At 49.8% G+C, this 19,001-nt stretch carries 19 protein-coding genes; 6 read left to right on the forward strand and 13 right to left on the reverse strand.

Annotated features, from left to right (window positions below):
* Nucleotides 1–9 precede the first annotated feature (9 nt).
* Genes urtD through urtA form a run of 4 tightly spaced genes read right to left on the reverse strand, consistent with a single transcriptional unit; the run spans nt 10 to nt 4,769 of the window.
* Complete coding sequence (urtD, locus tag SK33_RS12520; RefSeq protein WP_003032414.1) at nt 10–807, reverse strand: urea ABC transporter ATP-binding protein UrtD; 798 nt, start codon at nt 805–807, stop codon at nt 10–12.
* Nucleotides 807–1,880 (reverse strand): urea ABC transporter permease subunit UrtC, encoded by a 1,074-nt coding sequence (urtC, locus tag SK33_RS12525; protein ID WP_044712398.1) that lies wholly within the window; start codon nt 1,878–1,880, stop codon nt 807–809. Before urtC ends, urtD begins: the two co-directional genes overlap by 1 nt.
* Nucleotides 1,880–3,454 carry an urea ABC transporter permease subunit UrtB gene (gene urtB, locus SK33_RS12530; RefSeq protein WP_048218947.1) on the reverse strand — a complete coding sequence of 525 codons (1,575 nt, stop codon included), beginning with the start codon at nt 3,452–3,454 and terminating at the stop codon, nt 1,880–1,882. Before urtB ends, urtC begins: the two co-directional genes overlap by 1 nt.
* A gap of 43 nt (nt 3,455–3,497) precedes the next feature.
* Nucleotides 3,498–4,769 (reverse strand): urea ABC transporter substrate-binding protein, encoded by a 1,272-nt coding sequence (gene urtA / locus SK33_RS12535; RefSeq protein ID WP_048218949.1) that lies wholly within the window; start codon nt 4,767–4,769, stop codon nt 3,498–3,500.
* A 486-nt stretch (nt 4,770–5,255) separates the two neighbouring features.
* Here urtA and mgtS point away from each other — a divergent pair, with 486 nt between their 5' ends.
* Nucleotides 5,256–5,351, forward strand: coding sequence for a protein MgtS (gene mgtS, locus SK33_RS12540; RefSeq protein WP_003032406.1), 96 nt, complete (start codon nt 5,256–5,258; stop codon nt 5,349–5,351).
* 282 nt (nt 5,352–5,633) lie between these two features.
* Here the strand turns inward: mgtS and SK33_RS12545 are convergent, their stop codons facing one another.
* The 3 genes from SK33_RS12545 to dcp form a co-directional block, all read right to left on the reverse strand.
* Complete coding sequence (locus SK33_RS12545) at nt 5,634–6,560, reverse strand: diguanylate cyclase (RefSeq protein WP_048218950.1); 927 nt, start codon at nt 6,558–6,560, stop codon at nt 5,634–5,636.
* Between the two features lie 197 nt (nt 6,561–6,757).
* Nucleotides 6,758–6,976, reverse strand: coding sequence for a hypothetical protein (locus SK33_RS12550; RefSeq protein ID WP_003836310.1), 219 nt, complete (start codon nt 6,974–6,976; stop codon nt 6,758–6,760).
* Nucleotides 6,977–7,264: 288 nt separating this feature from the next.
* Nucleotides 7,265–9,307 carry a peptidyl-dipeptidase Dcp gene (dcp, locus tag SK33_RS12555; protein ID WP_113772700.1) on the reverse strand — a complete coding sequence of 681 codons (2,043 nt, stop codon included), beginning with the start codon at nt 9,305–9,307 and terminating at the stop codon, nt 7,265–7,267.
* Between the two features lie 140 nt (nt 9,308–9,447).
* On the opposite strand from dcp, the gene ydfG reads away from it, so the two are divergent.
* The 3 genes from ydfG (at nt 9,448) to ydfZ (ending at nt 11,362) form a co-directional block, all read left to right on the forward strand.
* Nucleotides 9,448–10,194, forward strand: coding sequence for a bifunctional NADP-dependent 3-hydroxy acid dehydrogenase/3-hydroxypropionate dehydrogenase YdfG (gene ydfG / locus SK33_RS12560; RefSeq protein WP_003032398.1), 747 nt, complete (start codon nt 9,448–9,450; stop codon nt 10,192–10,194).
* A gap of 86 nt (nt 10,195–10,280) precedes the next feature.
* Nucleotides 10,281–10,967 carry a GntR family transcriptional regulator gene (locus SK33_RS12565; RefSeq protein ID WP_003032396.1) on the forward strand — a complete coding sequence of 229 codons (687 nt, stop codon included), beginning with the start codon at nt 10,281–10,283 and terminating at the stop codon, nt 10,965–10,967.
* A gap of 191 nt (nt 10,968–11,158) precedes the next feature.
* Nucleotides 11,159–11,362, forward strand: coding sequence for a putative selenium delivery protein YdfZ (gene ydfZ, locus SK33_RS12570; RefSeq protein WP_003032393.1), 204 nt, complete (start codon nt 11,159–11,161; stop codon nt 11,360–11,362).
* Between the two features lie 75 nt (nt 11,363–11,437).
* On the opposite strand, the gene SK33_RS12575 is transcribed toward ydfZ, so the two are convergent.
* The 5 genes from SK33_RS12575 to SK33_RS12595 form a co-directional block, all read right to left on the reverse strand.
* Complete coding sequence (locus SK33_RS12575; protein ID WP_048218952.1) at nt 11,438–12,904, reverse strand: mannitol dehydrogenase family protein; 1,467 nt, start codon at nt 12,902–12,904, stop codon at nt 11,438–11,440.
* A 164-nt stretch (nt 12,905–13,068) separates the two neighbouring features.
* Nucleotides 13,069–14,448: an MFS transporter gene (locus SK33_RS12580; protein ID WP_048218953.1), complete on the reverse strand. Its 1,380-nt coding sequence runs from the start codon at nt 14,446–14,448 to the stop codon at nt 13,069–13,071.
* 52 nt (nt 14,449–14,500) lie between these two features.
* Nucleotides 14,501–15,520 (reverse strand): Zn-dependent oxidoreductase, encoded by a 1,020-nt coding sequence (locus tag SK33_RS12585; RefSeq protein WP_048218954.1) that lies wholly within the window; start codon nt 15,518–15,520, stop codon nt 14,501–14,503.
* Between the two features lie 13 nt (nt 15,521–15,533).
* Nucleotides 15,534–16,748 carry a starvation-sensing protein RspA gene (gene rspA, locus SK33_RS12590; RefSeq protein WP_003032386.1) on the reverse strand — a complete coding sequence of 405 codons (1,215 nt, stop codon included), beginning with the start codon at nt 16,746–16,748 and terminating at the stop codon, nt 15,534–15,536.
* Nucleotides 16,749–16,855: 107 nt separating this feature from the next.
* On the reverse strand, nt 16,856–17,182 hold the full coding sequence (locus SK33_RS12595; RefSeq protein ID WP_003032384.1) for a YnfA family protein: 327 nt from the start codon (nt 17,180–17,182) through the stop codon (nt 16,856–16,858).
* 153 nt (nt 17,183–17,335) lie between these two features.
* Here SK33_RS12595 and SK33_RS12600 point away from each other — a divergent pair, with 153 nt between their 5' ends.
* Together SK33_RS12600 and speG are read left to right on the forward strand one after the other, a co-directional pair.
* Entirely contained in the window at nt 17,336–17,677 is a 342-nt protein-coding gene (locus SK33_RS12600) for a DUF1283 family protein (RefSeq protein ID WP_003032382.1), read from the forward strand.
* A gap of 35 nt (nt 17,678–17,712) precedes the next feature.
* The gene (speG, locus tag SK33_RS12605) at nt 17,713–18,273 is read left to right on the forward strand and encodes a spermidine N1-acetyltransferase (protein WP_003032379.1); all 561 of its coding nucleotides are present in this window, start codon (nt 17,713–17,715) and stop codon (nt 18,271–18,273) included.
* A 7-nt stretch (nt 18,274–18,280) separates the two neighbouring features.
* Here speG and SK33_RS12610 read toward each other — a convergent pair whose 3' ends face one another.
* A complete protein-coding gene (locus tag SK33_RS12610) occupies nt 18,281–18,991 on the reverse strand; it encodes a YnfC family lipoprotein (RefSeq protein ID WP_003032377.1) in 711 nt (236 codons plus the stop codon).
* Nucleotides 18,992–19,001: the final 10 nt, after the last annotated feature.

Consider the following 19,001-nt stretch of genomic DNA (forward strand, 5'->3'; position numbering starts at 1 on the left):
CTGCACTCCTTAACGCCCGAGATAAACTTCAATAACCTGCTCGTTGGCCTGCACTTCACGAAGGCTCCCCTGAGCCAGGACACGTCCTTGATGTAATACTGTAACGCGATCGGCAATGGTTTCGACAAATCCCATATCGTGCTCAACAACCATCAGAGAGTGCTTACCGGCAAGCTGGCGAAACAGCTCCGCCGTGTATTCCGTTTCCGCATCCGTCATCCCCGCCGCGGGTTCATCCAGTAGCAGTAAATGCGGCTCCTGTACTAGCAGCATGCCAATTTCGAGAAACTGTTTTTGCCCATGCGAAAGCAGACCGGCGCTGCGGGCCCGCTCATTACCCAGCCGCAACAGCGCCAGTACTTCATCAATACGATCCCGCTGTTCGCCTGAGAGTCGTGCCCGTAGAGAACCCCAGACAGATTTATCATTTTTCAGCGCCAGCTCCAGGTTATCTTCCACCGTTAATGCTTCAAATACCGTGGGCTTTTGAAATTTCCGTCCAATCCCCTGACGTGCAATGGCAATGGGATCCAGCGTCGTTAAGTCGGTCGACTGATCGTATATCGCACGACCACTTTGCGGCCTGGTTTTGCCGGTAATGACATCCATTAACGTCGTTTTTCCGGCGCCGTTGGGCCCGATGATGCAACGCAGTTCCCCAACCCCAATATTGAGCGTGAGATCGGTTAGCGCCTGAAAGCCATCGAAGTTAACGTTAATTTTTTCCAGCTGTAGCACCGGATCAGTCTGGTTGCGAAACCGATCCCCCGGCATCTGGCGAGTAAATAGCCCTTCATCTGGCTGCATTATTTGTCTCCCTTGCGAAACAGACCAATTACACCTCGGGGTAAAAACAGCGTAACGCCAATAAAGATCAGGCCAAGAAACAGCTGCCAGTATTCCGGCATGATGACGGTAAACAGGCTTTTCGCGCCATTCACCAACACGGCGCCGAATACCGGGCCGATCAGGGTTCCACGTCCGCCGAGGGCAACCCAAATCGCCGCTTCAATCGAGTTGGTCGGCGACATTTCGCTAGGGTTAATGATCCCCACCTGCGGAACATACAGCGCTCCTGCCAGGCCGCACAGTACAGCGGAAAGCGTCCACACCAGTAACTTGAAACCTTTCGGATCGTAACCACAGAACATCAGACGGTTCTCTGCATCGCGCACGGCAGTCAGAATACGGCCGAACTTACTGCGGGCCAGCGCCAGTCCCAGCCATAATGCCAGCACCAGCAGCATGACCGTCGCCAGAAACAGCGCGATACGGGTTGAGGTGGCGGTTACCGGGAATCCCAGAATGGTGGTAAAGCCGGTAAAACCGTTATTTCCCCCAAAACCCGTTTCGTTGCGAAAAAACAGCAGCATTCCTGCGAAAGTCAGGGCCTGGGTCATGATGGAGAAATAGACCCCTTTGATTTTTGACCGAAAGGCAAACCAACCAAATACCAGTGCCAGCAGGCCAGGAACCAGAACGACCAGCAGTAGCGCCCAGATAAAATGTTGCGTCCCCCACCAAAACCACGGCAGCTCGCTCCACGACAGGAATGACATGAAGGCCGGTAATCCTTCGCCAGAGGCCTGGCGCATCAGGTACATTCCCATCGCATACCCTCCCAGCGCAAAGAAAATACCGTGTCCCAGCGAGAGCATGCCGGCATAGCCCCACACCAGATCCAGCGCGACCGCCACAATGGCATAACAGAGAATTTTCCCGGCCAGCGTTAGCGTCCACACCGATATAGCCAGCGGATGGTCCGCAGGTAACAGTGCAAGAAACGGCAGAATAATCAACGCCAGCAGCAACCCCAGCCCCAGGATGCGCGTCGCGCGTGGCGCTTTACGCGCCAGCGTTAATGTCATTGGCATCGTCATCAGTCAATAACCCTCCCTTTTAGCGCGAACAGCCCCTGCGGACGCTTCTGAATAAACAGAATAATCAGCACCAGAATCATGATTTTGCCTAGAACTGCCCCCACCTGAGGCTCCAGAATTTTATTGAAGATCCCCAGTCCAAACGCCGCGGCCACGCTCCCTGCGAGTTGTCCCACGCCGCCCAGCACCACAACCAGAAACGAATCGATAATGTAGCTTTGCCCCAATTCGGGTCCTACGTTGCCCAACTGCGAGAGCGCTACGCCCCCCAGCCCGGCAATGCCTGAACCAAGGCCAAAGGCCAGCATATCGACTCGTCCGGTAGGTACGCCGCAGCAGGCCGCCATATTGCGATTTTGCGTCACGGCACGTACGCGCAGCCCCAGACGCGTTTTATTCAACAACAGCCAGGTGAAAAACAGCACCAGAATGGCAAAGCCAAGCACCACAATTCGGTTCCACGGTAAAATCAGATTGGCATAAACCTGAATCCCCCCTGAAAGCCATGCCGGATTGGCGACTTCCAGGTTTTGCGCGCCGAAGGACATACGCACCAACTGGATGAGCATCAGGCTGATCCCCCAGGTCGCCAGCAGCGTTTCGAGAGGACGCCCGTATAAATGGCGGATCACCCCGCGCTCAAGCAGCATTCCTACCGCTGCGGTAAGTAAAAAGGCAACCGGCAGCGCAATAACCGGATACCAGGCTAGCCATTGCGGGAAAAACTGGCTCATCAGTTGTTGTACCATCCAGGTACAGTAAGCCCCGAGCATTAACATCTCGCCATGCGCCATATTAATGACGCCGAGTAATCCATAGGTTATAGCCAGACCCAATGCCGCCAGCAGCAAAATTGAGCCCAGCGACAGCCCCATAAAGGCCTGTCCAAGAAGGTCCCCAACCTTCATACGATGCGCGATGGAATTCAGGCTTTCGCCAGCGGCAGCACGCACGCGGGTATCGGGTTCATGTTCAGCCCGGGTGAATGGTTGCAGGCGCGCCTGAGTTTCAGGATCATTTGACGCCCCTAATAGTTCGATTGCCTGACGTCTGACCTCCGGCGAGGAACTGTTCAGCTGCAGATTTGCCAGTGCAATAGCCAGCGCGGATTTCACATCACCATTTGACTCCTGAGCCAGTCGTTGCTGTAAAAACGGCAGCATATCCGGCTGTGCCTCACGCTGTAATGTACGAGCTGCCTCTAACCTTGTCGTGACACTGTCACTTAAAAGCTGATGGACAGCCAACGCTCCTGCCACCAGATTACGCAGGCGGTTAGTCAGGCGAATTTTTTTTAGCTCGCCGTTTGGGGTTGTCGCTGTTCCTAACGGCTGTGCGTGCGAGCCGTTCATGATGAAGGTATTTTTCGCGTTATCAGTCAGCAGATTCTCCTCGTGCAACGCGCTGAGCAGCGGGATGCGCTGAACATCGGGATTCACCGCCCATTGTTCAAGCAAGGCGGCCTGCTGAGTTCGATTTGCGGCTGTAAAAGTATCGGCATCTGATGCCTGCGCTATCCACGGCAAAAACCACGTCAGCAACAACACACCACGAATAAAGCGCATAACTTTCATGAGCATTCTCCAGAGCGTTACCCTCCCGCAGGAGGGCACACGATCAGTTGCTGGCGGTTTTAACAGGCTGTTCAGATTTTTTATCATTACCAGCGATGTACGGACTCCATGGCTGGGCGCGGACTGGCTCATCGGTTTGCCATACCACGTTAAACTGGCCATTGCCCTCAATCTCGCCAATCATGACGGGTTTATGCAGGTGATGGTTGGTCGCATCCATGGTCAGGGTAAAGCCTGATGGCGCAGCGAAGGATTGCCCCGCCATTGCAGCGCGAACTTTATCCACATCAGTCGTTCCGGCTTTTTCTACCGCCTGCGCCCACATATGGAGGCCAACATACGTAGCTTCCATGGGGTCGTTTGTCACCACCGATTCAGCATTTGGTAATTTGTGCGCTTTGGCATACGCCCGGTAATCCGCGACAAACTTCTTGTTGGCAGCGTTATCGACGGACTCAAAGTAGTTCCAGGCTGCAAGGTTGCCCACCAGCGGTTTGGTATCAATACCGCGTAACTCCTCCTCACCCACGGAGAATGCCACCACAGGAACATCGGTGGCTTTCAGGCCCTGGTTGGCCAACTCTTTATAGAATGGAACGTTAGAATCGCCGTTGATGGTTGATACCACCGCCGTTTTCCCCCCTGCGGCGAATTTTTTAATACTGGCGACAATGGTCTGGTAATCGCTGTGTCCGAATGGGGTGTACACCTCTTCGATGTCTTTATCGGCAACTCCTTTTGAGTGCAAAAAGGCGCGTAAAATTTTGTTGGTCGTGCGTGGATAAACATAATCCGTGCCCAGCAGGAAGAAGCGTTTCGCGCTGCCGCCGTCCTCACTCATCAGATACTCAACCGCAGGGATCGCCTGCTGGTTGGGGGCTGCGCCGGTATAGAAGACGTTAGGCGACATCTCCTCACCTTCATATTGCACTGGGTAAAACAGCAGACCGTTCAATTCTTCAAATACTGGTAGAACCGATTTACGCGAAACCGATGTCCAGCAGCCAAACACTGCCGCTACCTTGTCCTGACTCAGCAGCTGCCTTGCTTTTTCAGCAAATAAGGGCCAGTTCGAGGCCGGATCAACCACCACCGGTTCCAGCTTTTTACCCAACACACCGCCCTGAGCATTAATTTCATCGATGGCCATCAACGCCACATCTTTTAGCGGCGTTTCGGATATGGCCATCGTGCCGGATAAAGAATGCATGATGCCAACCTTGATGGTGTCGGCTGCCTGAACGCTAAAACTCACGCCCATTGCTACAACAGAGGCAGAAAGTGCAAAAGCTTTTAAAAATGTACGACGCTGCATAGTTTCACTCCTGAAATTAAACTTGCTGAAAGCTCCGGTGCAGCCGGGCAGACAAAACGGTGCAAATTAAAGGTGTTCAGAAGTGATAAGGCAAAAACGATGCCAGATATTAAAACATCATATAAAATCAACAGATTAGCATCTCGCGCACAAAAATCAGTATTACATTTTCCCGCCAAACGGGTTAAGCAAACGAAAAATTGAACCACCATGAGACAACCCTGCATTATAAACGTGCAACAATTTGTGTCAGCAGCACACTGTCATAACAGCGTCTCAGGTTTTAAAAACAGGATTATTTGTGCGCAGATAAATGTGTCTCGTCACTATTATTTATTTTATTCGACGTGATCATGTCAAAAATTTACTTTTCAGCCGAAATAATCACACAGTTCAGCCTTTGTTTAAGATTGAATTGCTACTATAGTCATAAGCGAGGTGAACTTAAGGTAAGAGAGGAAACTCACAGATAAAGGAGCATTTACTATGCTGGGTAATATGAATATTTTTATGGCTGTTCTGGGAATTATTTTATTTTCCGGTTTCCTGGCCGCGTATTTTAGCCACAGATGGGATGATTGATGAACGGAGATAGTCCTGCACCGACCCGGCCCCTTGTTGCGTAGCTGCACAAGGGGCCATTTTTTTGCCCAAATCGCGCTCGTGGTACCTTTTTCCTGATTTACAGATAAAAAAACCGCCGGATAAACCAGCGGTAAATGCTTGCATGGATAGATTTGTGTTTTGCTTTTATACGCTATCTGGCAATTCCCTGCGAAGATAACGGATAGTCAGCTAACCTATCATCAACAACCCCAATGAAAGTTAAACGAAACGCAACTACCTCAAAGCGTTTTCGAAAACTCACGCACTGAGGGGATACGAGGTCCCGTCATTGGTGTCCACCAACGCGATCTGCTCATTTTCATCCATAAACATACAGCGATTTCTGCCGGTCTGTTTCCCCTGATACATCGCCCTGTCAGCCCGACCAAGCGCGGTATCCAGCGTTTCACCCGGTTGGACTCGGGTTATGCCTGCCGTCACCGTGATACCGATCTCTCCATCAGCGTAGGGAATTTTTTTCTGCCCAATCAGACGACAAAGTCTCAAACCCGCCTGGCATGCCTGCTCGTCCGTTTTTGTTCTGATGATGATAATGAACTCTTCTCCACCGTAGCGGTACGCCACCTCATCATATCGCGTCCATGACAATAAATTTGATGCCAGAGCCCGCAATACAACGTCACCAACCAAATGGCCGTAGGTATCGTTAACGTATTTAAAACGATCGATATCTAACAACAATATATAGAGATTAAGCGGTTCGGCATCGAGCAACTGCCGATCAAAAGACTCATCGAGCATTCTTCTGCCAGGTAAACCTGTTAATACATCGATATTACTGCGGATATTCAATAAATATATTTTGTAGTCCATTACAGATGAGGTAAATGCCAGCAGCGCGTCCTGGAAACTGTCGAAATGCCATGGATGGCTACGTTTCTCCACTATAGCCAATAGCAACTCCTTGCCTAATAAATGCATCTTTTCGTGGGTGGCATTTATCTTGCTTACGTAACTACAATCATCCTCATTGTACCGCGATTGATTATTAAGCCACTGTCCAAATCGACAAACACAATGCGAATTTTCACCCATAATATCCGGCTGAGTAACATCTAAAGACACCACGCAGCGGAACATTGTCACTAACCATTTGTAGTGGGCATCAATGGACTTGTTCAACTCAATCAAAATTGTATCTATTTCCTTCGTATTTCTCATCATCACGTTCTCCCTCCCTGTTCGAGCGTTTCTGATGGAATTATCTTAACGATAAAAAAGAAAATTTATGTAAATTTTTTAATAGTAATTAATAAGCCGCGATTAACAATAGCATTGCGCTATGCCACTGGTCGCGGCATAGCGAGTATCGCCGACTCAGTTCATACCTGGCTCAAATTGGTCGCGGTTCATTGAGCCTTTTATTTTCGCGGATAGATAAAAACCGATAAGAAAGCTGATGTGTATGCCTTAAGCTTTTTATAGCTATGAATATCCAGTGTCAGTGATGCTACCGTCAGAGTTGTTACGGTCAGGATAAAAATTACAATATCCTCTGCTGTCGCCAGTGGCCAATTCTCAAAGTAGGTTTGCAGACTGTTAAGGACGATTTTATCAACAAGTTCTGTACGTTCAGGCATGTTTAAGACCTCTATGAAGTTCAACGTTTTGGAACAATGATTGTCGCACAGAGTAAAAGTAACTTTTTCCGGTAAGGACGTTAAATTGCAGGGTTCTTTTCTTAGATAATTCAAATAAACGGGCATCACATCCGGTTGTTGATGCGCGAAGCGACAGTAAGCAGTAGGCCGGATGGCGCTTCGCTATCCGGCCTACTGCGTAATTCCCTTTTCATCACAATGATGAATTTATCGGCATCATTATGATTAACTAAGCTGAATTGAGGACTTTCCCCCTCTGAACAAACCTTACGCGCTCAAACCACGATGTTCCAGCATCGGCTCCATTTTTGGATCTCGTCCGCTCCACTGACGATAGAGTTCAGCTAAATCAGTGCTATTTCCGCGGGACAAAATCGCTTCGCGGAATTTCTGCCCGTTTTCACGAGTTAATCCGCCCTGCTCTACAAACCACTGATAGCCGTCATCGGCCAGCATTTGCGTCCACAGATAGGCGTAATAACCCGCGGCATAACCGCCGCCGAAGATATGGGCAAAATAACTGCTGCGATAACGTGGTGGCACGGCCTTGAGATCCAAACCTTCTGCTGCCAGCGCCTGCTGTTCAAATTGATCGACCGAAAGAGATAACGCGCTATTTTCCAGACCGTGCCAGCGCATATCCAGCAATGCAGCACTGAGCAGTTCGGTCATGTCGTAACCTTTGTTAAACAGGCTGGCCTGCTGCATTTTATCTCGCAACGCCTGCGGCATTTGCTCCCCGGTAACAACATGACGAACAAAACGGGCAAAGACCTGCGGATGACTCGCCCAGTGTTCGTTAATCTGCGAAGGAAATTCAACAAAATCACGCGGAGTGTTGGTCCCTGAAAGCGTGGCGTAACGCTGAGTGGCGAACAGACCGTGCAACGTGTGCCCAAACTCATGAAATAACGTAATAACATCATCCCACAATAACAATGCAGGCTGACCTTTTGCCGGTTTTTGATAATTACACACGTTGTAAATAACCGGCCGGGTTTCATTGAGTTGCGATTGCTCAACAAAATTGCCCATCCAGGCACCACCGCTTTTCGATTCCCGGGCAAAGAAATCGCCGTAAAATAACGCCAGACCTACGCCATCGTGATCAAATATTTCCCATACCCTAACATCCGGGTGATAAACAGGAATATCGAACCGTTCTATAAATTTTATGCCAAAGAGTTGATTTGCCGTCCAGAAAACGCCTTCGTTCAGCACCGTATCAAGGGCAAAGTAAGGTTTGAGCTGCGCCTCATCCAGAGCATATTTCTCACGACGAACCTGCTCAGCATAAAATGCCCAGTCCCAGGCCTCGACGTTAAATTGCCCCTGTTCGTGATTGATAACATTCTGGATTTCGGCCTGTTCATCTAGTGCCCGAGCTCGCGCGGCAGGAACAATCGCCCGCATGAAAGTCAGTGCAGCTTCCGGTGTTTTTGCCATCTGGTCGGCAATTTTCCATGCAGCGTAATTGGCAAAACCGAGTAGTTTCGCCTGCTGCATCCGGATCTCGACCAGTCGCTGAATAATAGCCCGAGTATCGTTAGCGTCATTGTTTTCTGCTCTCTTCCATGCGCGGGTGAACAGACTCTCACGGGTATGGCGATCGCGTAACGCCGCAAGCGCCGGTTGCTGAGTCGTGTTCAATAGCGGGATAACCCAACGCGCGTCGAGCCCTTTCTCCCTTGCAGCTTCAGCGGCAACGGCAATTTCCTCAGCGCTGAGTCCCTCCAGATAACGTGCTTCATCCACCACCAGAGCACCGGACTTGTTCGCTGCCAGCAGACGTTGGTTAAACTGGCTGATCAGCGTGGCGGACTCTGTATTGAGCGCTTTAAGGTTCGCTTTATCAGTCTCATTCAGACATGCGCCGGCCAGTACAAAACGCTGGTGGATGACCTCCAGCAAGCGTAATGATTCGCTTTCCAGCCCCAGAAAACCTCGCCGTTGCCAGACAGCTTCAACGCGTGAAAAGAGTGCTTCATTGAGATAGATATCATTGGCAAGGCTCGCCAGTTCTGCGGAAAACTCTTCGTCAAGGTGCTGTAGTTCATCGTTGGTGTGCGCCGCCGTCATCGCGAAGAAAACGCTGGTTACGCGTGTCAACAAAGCGCCGCTTTGTTCAAGCGCCAGCAACGTATTGGCAAAATCAGGGGCTAGCGGGTTTTGCACAATCGCCTCGATCTCTGCACGTTTTTGCCGCACGCCTTCATCGAACGCTGGGCGATAGTGCTGCACCTCTATCTGATCAAACTGCGGGGCCTGATACGGCAACGTGCTGTGACTTAAAAAAGGATTCGTTAACAACATCTTTCACTCCTGAAAACGATTTGTTTACCAGAGTAGACTTCCCAGGATTCAACCGCAATCGCGTTACGCAGGAATAGCTCTGAACGGAAATGACGTGCTATGGTAGTACTACATAAAAAGCGTTGAGGAACAGTGAGATGATCGTTTTAGTAACCGGAGCAACCGCAGGTTTTGGTGAGTGCATTACGCGTCGTTTTATTGAGAATGGGCATAAAGTTATTGCCACCGGACGCCGCCAGGAGCGCCTGCAGGAACTGAAAGAGGAATTGGGTGACCGCCTCTATACCGCGCAACTGGACGTACGTAATCGTGCATCAATTGAAGAGATGCTGGACGCCCTCCCTGCTGAATGGCGCAATATTGATGTTCTGGTCAACAACGCAGGTCTGGCGCTGGGCCTTGAGCCTGCCCATAAGGCCAGCGTTGAAGACTGGGAAAATATGATCGACACCAACAACAAGGGGCTGGTTTATATGACCCGTGCCGTTCTGCCAGGCATGGTTGAACGCAACCGCGGTCATATTATCAATATCGGTTCTACAGCGGGCAGTTGGCCATACGCTGGCGGTAACGTCTACGGTGCGACCAAAGCATTTGTTCGCCAGTTTAGCCTGAATTTACGTACTGATTTACACGGCACTGCCATTCGCGTTACCGACATCGAACCGGGTCTGGTTGGCGGTACGGAATTCTCTAATGTCCGTTTCAAAGGTGATGATGCCAAAGCTGAAAAAGCCTACGAAAATACCACGGCGCTGACCCCGCAAGATGTCACAGAAGCGGTATGGTGGGTGGCTTCTTTACCGGCTCATGTCAATATCAACACCCTTGAAATGATGCCTGTCACACAGTCTTTTGCCGGGCTGAGTATTCATCGGAGCTAATTTATCTGCCCGGCCTTGCGCCGGGTATAGATAGCCTGAAAGAAGTGATAAAATATCCGGGTTAACTCTCTAAAAAGTAAGAATGAATGACCGTAGAAACGCAGCTCAACCCTACACAGCCAGTAAATCAACAGATTTACCGTATTCTTCGCCGTGATATCGTGCATTGTCTGATCGCACCCGGTACACCGCTGTCTGAGAAAGAGGTTTCCGTACGCTTTAATGTGTCACGCCAGCCGGTACGAGAAGCATTCATCAAACTGGCAGAAAACGGTCTGATTCAGATCCGCCCACAGCGTGGCAGCTATGTGAACAAGATTTCGCTGTCGCAGGTGCAAAATGGTTGTTTTGTCCGCCAGGCGATTGAATGTGCCGTGGTACGCCGCGCCGCATCGCTGATCAACGACCAACAGTGCTATCAGCTTGAACAAAATTTGCATCAGCAGCGCATCGCAATTGACCGAAAACAGATCAATGATTTCTTCCAGCTTGATGATGAGTTTCATCAGAAACTGGCTTTAATCGCCGAGTGCCAACTCGCCTGGGATACCGTTGAGAATATAAAGGCTACAATTGACCGCGTTCGTTATATGAGCCTGGATCATATTTCCCCGCCTGAAATGCTGTTACGCCAGCATCACGATATCTTTGCCGCCCTTGAGAAACATGATGGCGATGCGGTCGAGCGCGCAATGATGCTCCATCTCCAGGAAATTGGTGAGTCCGTTCAGCTTATTCGTCAGGAAAATAGCGACTGGTTCAGCGAAGATTAATACTACGCTCGCCTCACACCGGGGTGAGTTTCTCCTGCGTTTTCCCCTCTCCTGCATAACTGCATAAAAAAAGCTGTGATTTTGATCGAAAACAAAAAAAATCCTTAACGAGAAGCGTATTTATATTGCGTCCGTTACGTGGGACTAAAAGCCCACGGGCTTTGACGGTAAGTTGGAAAGGAGAAAACACCATGAAAACATACGATCGTAACCGTAACGCAATCACCACTGGCAGCCGCGTCATGATCAGCGACACCGGGCTCACAGGCCGTATTACAGCGATAGATACCGATGGCCTGACCGCTGAGCAGATTCGCCGCGGAAAAACAGTGGAAATCGAAGGGTGTGAAGGCAAATATGCCCCCCTCGAGCTGATTCGTTTAGGCATGAACTAATTGGTGTGAATGCCAGAAAACACAGCGCCATCTGGCCCGTTGAAAGCCAGATGGCGACATAAAACATAATCTTCGTTACTTCAGTTTTGCTGCATACTTCGCAACCGTCGCCTTCGCCCCTTCAGCCAGTAAAGCAAGATATGCTTGTGTAACCTGGTTTTTGAACAATTCAACCTGCGGCAGTTCACGACCAAAGATAGCATCGATCGCCAGCAGCGCCCGAACGCGCTCTTCGCCCTCGTTACTGCTACGCACCGCATTCTGGATCATGGGCAACAGCGGATCGCTAATTTCAATCGCCTGGCCCTGCTCATCCACACCGCCGACGTAGCGCATCCAGCCCGCCACGCCCAGCGCCAGTAAATCAAAGTGACTGCCGTTTACAATGTGCCAACGAACGGAATCAAGCATACGCTGCGGCAATTTCTGGCTTCCGTCCATAGCAATCTGCCAGGTACGATGACGCAGTGCCGGGTTGCTGTAACGCTCAATTAACAGATCGGCATAACGCTGTAGATCAACACCTTTTACTTTCAGCGTGGGTGCTTGTTCCTGCAACATCAGCGCACGAGCAGCAAGACGATAGTTTTCATCGTCCATACAATCATTAATGTGTTGATAACCGGCCAGATAACCAAGATAAGCCAGGAAAGAGTGGCTGCCGTTGAGCATGCGCAGTTTCATCTCTTCAAACGGAATGACATCTGCCACCAGCTCCGCTCCTGTCTTCTCCCATTCAGGGCGACCGGAAACAAAGTTATCTTCGATAACCCACTGACGGAAAGGCTCACATGCCACACCTGCCGGGTCGCGTACGCCAGTGATGTGTTCAATTTTGTCCAGAGTCTCTGGGGTAACTGCCGGGACAATTCGGTCAACCATAGTCGACGGGAACGTCACATGTTGTTCGATCCACGCAGCCAGTTCTTCATCCACCGCTCTGGCATACGCAGTGACAACATTACGCATTACATGACCGTTTTCAGGCATGTTGTCGCAGGACATCACAGTAAAGGCGGCTAAACCTGCCGCTTTGCGGCGTGCCAAAGCCTCAACCACTACGCCTGGCGCAGTTTTTGGCTGTTTTGGGTTTTGCAGATCGGCGGCAATCATTGGATTGTCTAACATCAGTTCACCGGTCGCCGGGGAATGGCAGTATCCTTTCTCCGTTATGGTCAGGGAAACGATCGCGACTTGTGGTTCACACATCGCTGCCAGTACGCTTTCCAGACCATCAACCTGCGCATGCAATGCATTTTTCACCACGCCCACGACTCTCGCAGTCCAGGCATCAGCAGACATCTCTGCAACGGTATACAGATTATCTTGCTGTTTCAGATCGAAAATCTGCTGCTCGCCGCCAATCAGATTCACTTCGCAGTAGCCCCAGTCACTGCCGTGGTCTGCAGCCAAAATGTCAGCGTAAACCCCCTGATGTGCGCGGTGAAACGCGCCAAACCCCAGATGAACAATACGCGGAACCAGTTTTGTACGATCGTAGTCAGGAAGTGCAGCCTTTGCCGCTAAGAGCTTGTTTTGCATGGTATGGCCTACTTATAAATGAAATCAGGACTGTTCCAGAGTAACGCCTGTATGGTTGTATGTTTTGATTTGCATTAAGCTTTTTATGATTGGTATGACATCATATAAAGCTGTGTAATAGCATGGACAGCGTACGAGACATCCGTCCATGCTAGTGTCTGGTATCAGTTTGTCTGAGTCACCGAGCAACGAACCTTCTCGGCTTTATTCACCTCGGCAGCATCCTCAAGCACGCTCAGGTCGCGATCTTTCACTTCTGGCATCAGCAACGCGGAAATCAGACCGATCAGTGAGTAGGCGATGACCATCACCAGAATTGGCAACCAGGAATTGGTCATGTTGCAGAAAATACCCGCCAGAACCGGACCAAAACCAACGGCAACTAACCCGCCCGCCTCTTTTGAAATCGCCATTCGCGTAAACCGGTTACGGGCACCGAACATTTCCGCCATAGTAATATTTTCGAGAGCAAATAATCCCAATACGGCAAAGTTATGAATAACAATCAGTGCCGTCATAATGACACCCGGGCTATACGTTTTATCCACTACAATTGACAACATCGGGTAAGCCAAAATAATTGCCGAGATATTCAGGATAATATAAGGCAAACGACGACCAAATTTATCAGACAACCAGCCAAGCAACGGTATTGTAATAAAGCCCAGTACCGAACTGATCATTAAGGCATCAGTGGGGATAGATTTATCAAATAACAGCGTTTGCACTAAATAACCGGCAAGGAAGGTTTGGATTAACCCTGAGTTACCCGCCTGTCCAAAACGTAGGCCGGTTGCCAGCCAGAAAGATTTACTGGTAAACATCGCCCCCAGCGTGTTTTCTGACGAATTATTTAATGCCGGAGCGTTTTCTTCATCATTCACTTTCTCAAATACCGGGCTTTCTTTGAGATTCATACGTAACCAGATGGCAAAGATCATCACCACGACACTCGCCAGGAACGGAATACGCCAACCCCAGGCTAATAACTCCTCACGGTCGAGAGCAAAGAACATCACTGCCCAGATGGCCGTTGCGCTAAGGGTTCCACAGTTGGTTCCCATGGCAACAAGTGAGGAAATAATGCCACGTTTACCTTTTGGCGCGTACTCAGCAAGCATCGTGCCTGCGCCGGAGATTTCAGCCCCTGCACCAAGCCCTTGCACGATACGCAGCGTCACCAGCAGAACAGGCGCAAAGATACCAATTTGTGCATATGTTGGTAGCACGCCAATTAAGGTCGTACAAATTCCCATCATGGTGATGGTAATAAACAGCACTTTTTTACGCCCAATGCTGTCACCCATTTTGCCAAATATAAATGCGCCAACGATACGAGCAATATATCCTGCACCGTATGTACCCATCGCTAAAATAAGCGCCATGGCGGCAGACTGTTCCGGGAAAAATATTTCATGGAATACCAGTGCAGCACCCAGAGAATATAACTGAAAATCCATAAATTCGAGCGCAGTACCCAACCATCCGGATACGGCAGCTCTGACCAGATCTTTCGTGGACCTTTCGTGTTTTTCTTGATTCATATTGGCTATCTCTAAGAGGTAAGATGCGTACCACTTACTCGCAGTTTTTATATTATTCAGTGAATGTGAGTAAGACTTTGCAGCAGTGCTGCTGATCTTTCTCAAACAATTCAATTGCGTCTGTAACGTGGTGATAGTCAAAAGTGTGAGTAATAAGTTGATTAGGATCGATGAGTCCATTGACCAACCAGTCAATCACAACCGGGAATTTGTTCGCATTTAATCTTGAGGAATAAATGGACAGTTCTTTACCGGTAATACCTTGTTGAATAATCTGACAAGGATCGCTGGAGAAGCCCATCAGAACAATTCGCGCGGCTGGCGATGCCAGCGTGATAGCCTCCTGTAAAATGGATGGATGGCAAGCTGCATCCACGATGATGGTCGGTTTTAGCCCGTTTTCTACCAGAAACTCTTGCAACGAGTGCTGACTATTATTGATGGCCCAGTCTGCACCACACTGCTTCGCCATGGCCAGGCGTTCATCGATTCTGTCAGCAATCACTACGGTTTTAACCTTATAGACACGCTTAAGCGCCTGTACAGTGGTCAGTCCCATAGGCCCTGCGCCATAAATCAGCGCAATATCGTTTTCTGTCGGATTAATTTGCCCGGTTACATTTGCGGCGATGGTAAATGGTTCGACCATAACGGCATGCTCATCCGGCACAGTATCGGGGATCGTCCAGGCGTTTTTCGCCGGCACGACAGCGTACTCGCTGAAACCGCCATCGCGATGTACGCCCAGCACCACCAGCGATGTACAAACGTTAGGTTTACCAATGGAACAGGGATAACAATGTCCGCAGCTGATGACCGGATCAACGGACACCCGCTCGCCTATTCGCGAATGGTCAACGCCGTCACCTACCGCCTCGATCACACCATAAAACTCGTGGCCAATCACGCGCGGGTATTGTGCAAATGGATTATGACCGCGGTAAATATGGCTGTCTGAACCACAAATTCCCGCCAGTTTCACTTTTACCCTGACCTCACCTGCTGAGGGTTCTGGCACCGGTCGTTCAGCGATAATCAGCGTATTCGGTTTTTTAATCACGATACTTTTCATAGCAAATCACTCCTTACCAGTTCCACAGCGTGCCATCTTCCAGGCGAGCAACAGGCAGATATGCAGGGTCATACGGATATTTCGCCGCCAGTTTTTCGTCAAACTCGATCCCAAGGCCGGGTTTGTCTCCTGGGTGCATATAGCCGTTATCAAAGGTCCAGTTATGTGGGAACACTTCCAGCATCTGCTCGGAATAGCCCATATATTCCTGTACGCCGAAGTTCGGCACCCACAGATCAAAATGCAGCGCGGCGGCCATGCACACAGGCGATAGATCGGAAGGTCCATGTGAACCGGTACGTACCTGATACAGCGACGCGAAATCAGCAATCCGGCGCATACCGGTGATACCACCCGCATGGGTGATGGTGGTGCGGATATAGTCGATCAATTGTTCTTCGATCAGCTGTTTGCAGTCCCAGATGCTATTGAACACTTCCCCTACCGCAATCGGCGTGACGGTATGCTGGCGGATCAGGCGGAAGCACTCCTGGTTTTCAGCTGGGGTTGGGTCTTCCATCCAGAACAGACGATATTGCTCAATGCTTTTGCCAAAACGGGCCGCTTCAATTGGCGTCAGACGGTGATGCATGTCGTGCAGAAGATGTTCGTTGAAACCGAATTTATCGCGCACGGCTTCAAACAGTTTTGGCGTGAAATCGAGATATTTCTCCGTTGACCATAACTGTTCTTCCGGCCATTGCCCTTTAGTGGCAGGTTCATAGGCCAGTCCTTTGCCTTTAGACATACCGTAAGTGGTTTTCATGCCCGGTACGCCACACTGTACGCGAATCGCTTTAAAACCCATTTCTTTATGACGCGCATAATCTTCCAGTACGTCATCCACGGTATGGCCAGTGGTATGGCAATAAACCATAACTCCTTCACGAGAAGCACCGCCGAGTAACTGGTACAACGGCATATTGGCTGCTTTCGCTTTGATGTCCCACAATGCCATATCCACTGCGGAAATCGCCGACATGGTGACCGGCCCACGACGCCAGTACGCGCCTTTGTAGAAAAACTGCCAGATATCCTCAATACGATGCGCATCGCGACCAATAAGCTGCGGACACACGTGATCTTTCAGATACGACGCCACGGACAGCTCGCGTCCATTTAACGTGGCATCTCCCAGCCCGGTGATCCCATCTTCTGTCGTAATTTTCAACGTCACAAAATTACGCCCAGGACAGGTAACAAAAACATCAGCCCCAACAATCTTCATTTCTTATTCCCTACATCTGTTCTTGTGATGCATGAAATTTACTCAACTGAGCTACTACCATACAAGTATAAAGATCAAAAAAACTCTGCTTGATCACAAAAAAGGCGCTATGCGCGCCCCCATCCAGCCACAATGATCAACATGCCGCACAACGCCACCAGCGCGCCAGACCAGTCATACAAACTGAGTTTTACACCATCGACAATGCGTAGCCATAGCAGCGCGGTCACCACGTAAACACCGCCATAGGCTGCGTATACACGCCCGCTGGCTGCCGGATGGAGTGTCAGCAACCAGACGAATAAAGCCAGTGACATCCCGGCGGGTATCAGCAACCAGGCTGTAGCCCCTCGCTTAAGCCAAAGCCAGGGTAAAAAGCAGCCAATGATTTCGCATAACGCGGTGACGAAAAAAAGAAATGTGGTCTTAAGCATTGATGTTATTCAGTTACCTTCGGTTTAACTATGATACGACAGAATCTCGTTAGCGTATCCATATCCACCGGGTGGGTATGCCCGCAAACCGGAATAGTGTAGAATTTAACCCTGTTTTATCGTTTTTACCCTTTCCCATAAAAGGAATTCGCCATGAAAATTACACTGACCAAACGCCTGTGCCTGACGGCTATGCTGACGCTGGCTGCGGCTGTGTACACCTCTTCCGCATTTGCTGAAACCAGTAAACTGGTCATTGAATCCGGGGACAGTGCGCAAAGTCGTCAACAAGCAGCAATGGAAAAGGAACAATGGAACGATACGCGTCAGCTTCGCCAGAAAGTCAACAAACGTGCAGAGAAAGAGTGGGACAAAGCCGATACAGCCTTTGATAGCCGTGATAAATGCGAACAGAGCGCTAATATTAATGCGTACTGGGAACCTAACACATTGCGCTGCCTTGACCGCCGTACTGGCCGCACCGTTGCCCCATAATCATTGCACTTTGAAGGATATTGAAAGGATACGATATGACTAGCGCCCTCAGTGTTAAGTTGCGCCCGCTGGAGCGTGAAGATTTACGATTCGTCCATCAGCTTGATAATAACGCCAGCGTAATGCGTTACTGGTTTGAAGAACCTTACGAAGCGTTTGTTGAGCTGTCAGACCTGTATGACAAACACATTCACGACCAAAGCGAACGTCGCTTTGTGGTGGAATGCGACGGTGAAAAAGCCGGACTCGTGGAACTGGTTGAAATTAACCATGTGCACCGACGGGCGGAATTCCAGATCATTATTTCCCCTGATTATCAGGGCAAAGGTCTGGCTTCCCGGGCTGCTAAGCTGGCGATGGATTACGGCTTTACCGTACTCAATTTATATAAGCTGTATCTGATCGTTGATAAAGAGAACGAAAAAGCTATCCACATCTACCGTAAACTTGGCTTTATGGTCGAAGGCGAGCTGATTCATGAATTTTTTATCAACGGCCAATACCGCAACACTATCCGTATGTGTATCTTCCAGCAGCAGTATCTGGCAGAACATAAAACGTCAGGTCCAAACCTGCTGCAACCTACAGCTCAATAAAGCCTGACTAATAGTACGCGATGGTGTTTTCAATTGAGTAATGGTGTTCAACTGCCGGCTTCACGCTCTCGTCAACGATAACGAGCTGGCAGTTGACCGGATTTGCGTATTCATCGTATTTGCACGTTTGTTTGACGTTGCCTACCGGATGATTGTTGAGCAGGCTCACCGCGGTGTAATCCAGCTTCTTCAACGGGTCGACCGACGGTTTGGCATCAACCTGTAAGGTATTGTCCTTATTGACGGTTGTTTTACCCAGCGGGTAGCCTTCCGCATCATAGCGATATTCCACCTTCATCTCTTTCCCCGTGGCAGAAACGACAAAACCGTTATCGTCGGTATCCCACACCACTCCTGCCGCAGGCAGTTCCGCCAGTTGGCATTTGCCCTGTAAACGGATCCGTTTTTCCAGCGTTTCGGCATCCCGGTAGTAGTTTGCATCCAGGACCAGCGCCATACCGGTATTGTTTTCAATATCGTGCAGTTCAAGCGTATCGAAACACCCTTCCTGTGACAGCGTACCAACGACACGCTTAGTAACCTCACCTTTATCATTGAGCAGCGTCTGGCTGAAATCTTTCACCGGCCCACGCAGCGGGTCGAAATCAAATTCATTGGAAAAACTGGCCATTTCCGGCGTAAAGGAAACCAGCCCTTTAGCGTTATCACACCCAACAAGCACGACGCACAGGAAACCTAACAGGGTCTGTTTCTTCACATTTTTCACC

The organism is Citrobacter sp. MGH103, from assembly GCF_001034475.2.
Lineage (GTDB): Bacteria > Pseudomonadota > Gammaproteobacteria > Enterobacterales > Enterobacteriaceae > Citrobacter > Citrobacter freundii.

What these genes read in the sequence shown, in the direction of transcription:
- SK33_RS12585 (WP_048218954.1), bottom strand. Translation starts at nt 15,520, where the DNA reads ATGAAAAGTATCGTGATTAAAAAACCGAATACGCTGATTATCGCTGAA.
- ydfZ (WP_003032393.1), top strand. Translation starts at nt 11,159, where the DNA reads ATGAAAACATACGATCGTAACCGTAACGCAATCACCACTGGCAGCCGC.
- speG (WP_003032379.1), top strand. Translation starts at nt 17,713, where the DNA reads ATGACTAGCGCCCTCAGTGTTAAGTTGCGCCCGCTGGAGCGTGAAGAT.
- urtC (WP_044712398.1), bottom strand. Translation starts at nt 1,880, where the DNA reads ATGACGATGCCAATGACATTAACGCTGGCGCGTAAAGCGCCACGCGCG.
- SK33_RS12575 (WP_048218952.1), bottom strand. Translation starts at nt 12,904, where the DNA reads ATGCAAAACAAGCTCTTAGCGGCAAAGGCTGCACTTCCTGACTACGAT.
- urtB (WP_048218947.1), bottom strand. Translation starts at nt 3,454, where the DNA reads ATGAAAGTTATGCGCTTTATTCGTGGTGTGTTGTTGCTGACGTGGTTT.
- urtA (WP_048218949.1), bottom strand. Translation starts at nt 4,769, where the DNA reads ATGCAGCGTCGTACATTTTTAAAAGCTTTTGCACTTTCTGCCTCTGTT.
- SK33_RS12565 (WP_003032396.1), top strand. Translation starts at nt 10,281, where the DNA reads ATGACCGTAGAAACGCAGCTCAACCCTACACAGCCAGTAAATCAACAG.
- SK33_RS12545 (WP_048218950.1), bottom strand. Translation starts at nt 6,560, where the DNA reads ATGATGAGAAATACGAAGGAAATAGATACAATTTTGATTGAGTTGAAC.
- urtD (WP_003032414.1), bottom strand. Translation starts at nt 807, where the DNA reads ATGCAGCCAGATGAAGGGCTATTTACTCGCCAGATGCCGGGGGATCGG.
- rspA (WP_003032386.1), bottom strand. Translation starts at nt 16,748, where the DNA reads ATGAAGATTGTTGGGGCTGATGTTTTTGTTACCTGTCCTGGGCGTAAT.
- SK33_RS12595 (WP_003032384.1), bottom strand. Translation starts at nt 17,182, where the DNA reads ATGCTTAAGACCACATTTCTTTTTTTCGTCACCGCGTTATGCGAAATC.
- SK33_RS12550 (WP_003836310.1), bottom strand. Translation starts at nt 6,976, where the DNA reads ATGCCTGAACGTACAGAACTTGTTGATAAAATCGTCCTTAACAGTCTG.
- mgtS (WP_003032406.1), top strand. Translation starts at nt 5,256, where the DNA reads ATGCTGGGTAATATGAATATTTTTATGGCTGTTCTGGGAATTATTTTA.
- ydfG (WP_003032398.1), top strand. Translation starts at nt 9,448, where the DNA reads ATGATCGTTTTAGTAACCGGAGCAACCGCAGGTTTTGGTGAGTGCATT.
- SK33_RS12580 (WP_048218953.1), bottom strand. Translation starts at nt 14,448, where the DNA reads ATGAATCAAGAAAAACACGAAAGGTCCACGAAAGATCTGGTCAGAGCT.
- SK33_RS12600 (WP_003032382.1), top strand. Translation starts at nt 17,336, where the DNA reads ATGAAAATTACACTGACCAAACGCCTGTGCCTGACGGCTATGCTGACG.